The organism is Lentzea tibetensis (genome assembly GCF_007845675.1).
Classification (GTDB): Bacteria; Actinomycetota; Actinomycetes; order Mycobacteriales; family Pseudonocardiaceae; genus Lentzea; species Lentzea tibetensis.
The window spans coordinates 275,620-279,559 of sequence record NZ_VOBR01000006.1; the positions used below are offsets into that span (position 1 = coordinate 275,620).

Sequence of the window (3,940 nt, forward strand, 5' to 3'; positions counted from 1 at the left end):
GAGGGTGAGGTTCAAGTGGCAGTCACGATCCGCGACGTGGCACGCAGGGCACACGTGTCGGTAGCCACGGTCTCCCGCGCGCTGACGTCCCCCGAACTGGTCAGGCCAGAGACCAGGTCACGGGTACTGGCTGCCGCTTCGGACCTCGGCTACCAGCCGAACAGAGCCGCCCGCGGCCTGATCACCGGCAAGACGGGCAACATCGGAATCGTCGTGCCGGACCTGGACAACCCCTTCTTCACGGGAGTGCTGAAGGCCGTCCAGGCCCGCGCGATGCAGGCCGACTACGCCGTGTTCGTCGCCGACTCCGACGAGGACCCCGTCGCCGAGGCCAAGCTCGTGCACGCGATGGCCAAGCAGGTCGACGGCGTCGTGCTGTGTGCTCCCGGTCTCGAGGACTCGCAGGTCTACGAGGTGGCCGGGGCTACCTCTTTGGTTCTGTTGAACCGACGGCTGCCTGGCGTGCCCGCTGCACTGATGGACTCCGCCGGTGGGATGCACGCCGTTGTCGACCATCTTGTGGCTTTGGGGCATCAGCGGATCGCGTATTTGAACGGGCCGCGCACCTCTTGGTCCAACCAGGAGCGTCGTCGGGGGCTCTTGTCCGCTGTTGCCCAGCACAAGGTCGACCTTGTGGATCTCGGGCCGTTCGCACCTCGGTACGAGGGTGGGTTGCAGGCCGCTGATCTGGCCGTTGCCGCTGACACCACCGCGATCATCGCTTACAACGACATCATGGCTCTCGGCGTGTTGGCTCGGTTGCGGGATCGTGGGATTTCTGTGCCTGGGGACGTGTCTGTCACCGGGTTCGACGACCTGACTTATGCCGCTCTTTGCTCGCCTGCGTTGACCACCGTTGCCATGCCTGTTGCCTCGGCTGGGCGTACCGCGGTCAACCTGCTTCTGGACTGGCTGGACTCCGACAACACCGACGTGCCTCACGTGGTGCTGGAGACGCAGCTCATCGTGCGGGGGACAACCACTCCCCCGCGCCGCTAGTACGGCCTGCGGATCCCGTTCTCGCGCAGCGTGGTCTCGATCGCCACCTCATGCACGTGATCATCCCTTGCCTCATGATTCGATCACAGGATTGCAGGGCGACAGGAATGGATCTTCCTTTACCGCAAGGGTTCCCCGCGCCAGCACGGTGACTTTGAATTCGTTCCCACCTGGCGGGTCGAGCAACTCGTCGTCACGTTCGTACAGAAGACCGTACGACCAGGAAGGGTCTGTCGGACCGGTTCAGCGGGGGCGCGCCCTCAGGAACGCCCACACGAGCACCGCGCACACCGCCAGAAGCGCCGCGCAGAGTGCGAAAGCCACGTGATACCCGTGCATCGTCGCCGCCTCCGGGCCGGACGAGGCCAGGTACGCGGCCACCGACGTGGTGAAGATCGTGTTGAGCAACGCGGTTCCCAGCGAACCGCCGATCTGCTGCGAGGTGTTCACCAGCGCGCTCGCGACGCCGGCGTCGGCGTGGTCGACACCGGACAAGGCGACGTCGTTCATCGGTGTGTACACCAAGCCCATGCCGATGCTCATCACCACGAACGCCGGTAGCACCAGGCCGAAGTACGACGAGTCCGCCTCGAGCAGGGTCAGCGAGAGCATCGCCGCCGCGGCGAGTGCCGCGCCCGTCGTCATCAGCGCCCGTGCCCCGAACCGCGGCAGCAGCCGCGCCGTGCACGTCGCGGTCACGACTATGCCGATGGACAGCGGCAAGTAGGCGATGCCTGCCTGCAACGCCGTGTACCCCAGCGTCTGCTGGAGGTAGAACGTCATGAACAGGAACATGCCCATGGTGCCGACGCCGAGCAGAACCGAGGCCAGGTAGGCGATTCCGCGGGCGCGGTCGAGCACGACGCGCAGCGGCAGCAGCGGCGTGTGCGCCTTCGTCTCCACGAGGACGAACGCGATCAGCAGCACGAGCGCGAAGCCGATGACGCCCGATGTCCTGCTGGAGGCCCAGCCTTCGTTCGCCGCGGTGGTGAACCCGTAGACCAGAGCGATCAGGCCGCCGGTGCCCAGCAACGCGCCCGCGACGTCGTACCGCGCCCGGCCTTCCATCCTGCTCTCCCGCATGGCAGGCAGCGCGAGGGCGAACGCGATCGCCGCCACCGGGACGTTGATGAACAGGCACCAGCGCCAGGTCGTGTACTCGGTGAGCACGCCGCCGACGAGCAGGCCGACCGCCGCGCCGCCGCCGGACACCGCGCCGAAGACGCCGAACGCCTTGGCGCGCTCCCGCGCTTCGGTGAAGGTGACCGTGATCAGCGAAAGCGCGGCGGGGGCGAGCAGTGCGCCGAACACGCCCTGCAATCCGCGGGCGGCGAACAGCATGCCGGCTCCCGTCGCCGCGCCGCACAACGCCGACGCGGCGGCGAAGCCGGCCAGCCCGACCAGGAACGTCCTCTTGCGACCCGCGTAGTCCGCGATGCGGCCGCCCAGCAGGAGCAGCCCGCCGAACGTGAGCGTGTACGCGGTGACCACCCACTGACGGTCCGCGTCGGAGATGTGCAACGCCTGCTGGGCGGACGGCAGCGCGATGTTGACGACGGTGGAGTCCAGCACCACGAGCAGTTGTGCGGTGACCACCACGGCCAGCAGCATCCAGCGGCGGGGATCCGGTGGTGCCGCGGACGCCTTCTCCGCGATGACGGTGCGGTATTCAGACATGACCCTCCTCTTAGGACGATTCAAGACCGCTCAGGACGACACGGCGAGGGTGAGCTTGTGCGCGTTGAGCATCTGGGAACTGCGGATGAACTGCGGCGGCTCGTCCGGGATGGTGGCGATCTCGGGGAACCGGTCGAACAGGATGTTCAGCGCGATGCGCCCCTCCAACCGGGCCAGGCCGGCCCCGATGCAGTAGTGGATCCCGCGCGAGAACGTCAGGTGCGGGTTCGGGTCGCGGCCGGGACGGAACTCGGCGGGCTCGTCGAAGACCCGCGGATCGCGGTTGGCGGCACCGATCCAGACCATCACCAGCTGGTCGGCCGGGATCGTCACGCCGCCGACCTCCGCCTCGGCGGTGGTCACCCGCGTGGTCACGGCGAACGGTGGCAGACACCGCAGCGACTCCTCGATCACGTCCGGCAGGCGCGATCGGTCCGCGCGGACGCGGGCGAACTCGTCCGGATGCGCGTCCAGGCACAGGATCGTGTTGCCGAGCAGCATGGTGGTGGTCAGGTGCCCGGCCAGCAGCAGCACGTCGGCGAGCGTGGTGATCTCCTTGTCGCTGAGCCGTTCTCCTTCCACCTCGGCGTGCACGAGCCCGCTCAGCAGGTCGTCGCACGGGCGCCGGCGCCGGTCCTCGAGGTACTCGCTCAGGTACTCGCCGAACTCCTCGCGCTGCCGCATGGTCGCCGCGGTGGCCTCTTCCTGGCCCTCGAACCGGCCGGCCAGCGAGAAGTCCTCGGACGTGGTCGGGATCAGCGACTCCGCCCAGCGCCGGAACAGGTCGCGGTCGCTCGCGGGCACGCCGAGCAGCTCGGCGATCACGATGACCGGGAGCGGATGAGCGAGGGCGCTGACCAGTTCGAAGCGGTCGGTGGTGGCGGCGGCGTCCAACAGCTCGTGGGTCAGCGACGCGATCCTCGGCTCGAGATCGGCGAGGACCTTCGGCGTGAAGGCGTGGTTGACGAGCCTGCGCAGCCGGGTGTGCCGCGGCGGGTCGAGATAGAGGAGCTCGCCGGCCTGGGCCTCCTCCGGGTCCGCGCCGATCTCCGCGGCCATCAGCCGCATCAGGTTCGAGGAGAACAACCGCGGGTTGCTCAACACCCCGACCGCCTCCGGGTGGCCGTAGACGTTCCACATGCGACCCTCGGCGTTGTAGTCGACGATCTCGTCGGGAACCGCTCCGCGCAACCAGAACTGACGCTCGTCCACGCCCCACGCATCGAATTCGGTGATCATGATATCCGTCCTTTCTGGACTTGGG

General features: G+C 68.0%; 4 protein-coding genes. 1 reads left to right on the top strand and 3 read right to left on the bottom strand.

Annotation, left to right across the window (positions count from 1 at the left end):
- Positions 1 to 15 precede the first annotated feature (15 nt).
- Complete coding sequence (locus tag FKR81_RS11845; RefSeq protein ID WP_146351046.1) at positions 16 to 999, top strand: LacI family DNA-binding transcriptional regulator; 984 nt, start codon at positions 16 to 18, stop codon at positions 997 to 999.
- A 72-nt stretch (positions 1,000 to 1,071) separates the two neighbouring features.
- Here the strand turns inward: FKR81_RS11845 and FKR81_RS45975 are convergent, their stop codons facing one another.
- From FKR81_RS45975 to FKR81_RS11860, 3 genes are read right to left on the bottom strand one after another with little or no spacing between them, the layout of a single operon-like run.
- Entirely contained in the window at positions 1,072 to 1,206 is a 135-nt protein-coding gene (locus FKR81_RS45975) for an Imm7 family immunity protein (protein ID WP_146351219.1), read from the bottom strand.
- Positions 1,207 to 1,242: 36 nt separating this feature from the next.
- Entirely contained in the window at positions 1,243 to 2,676 is a 1,434-nt protein-coding gene (locus FKR81_RS11855; RefSeq protein WP_146351047.1) for an MFS transporter, read from the bottom strand.
- A gap of 30 nt (positions 2,677 to 2,706) precedes the next feature.
- Positions 2,707 to 3,915 carry a cytochrome P450 gene (locus tag FKR81_RS11860; protein ID WP_146351048.1) on the bottom strand — a complete coding sequence of 403 codons (1,209 nt, stop codon included), beginning with the start codon at positions 3,913 to 3,915 and terminating at the stop codon, positions 2,707 to 2,709.
- Between the last annotated feature and the right edge of the window lie 25 nt (positions 3,916 to 3,940).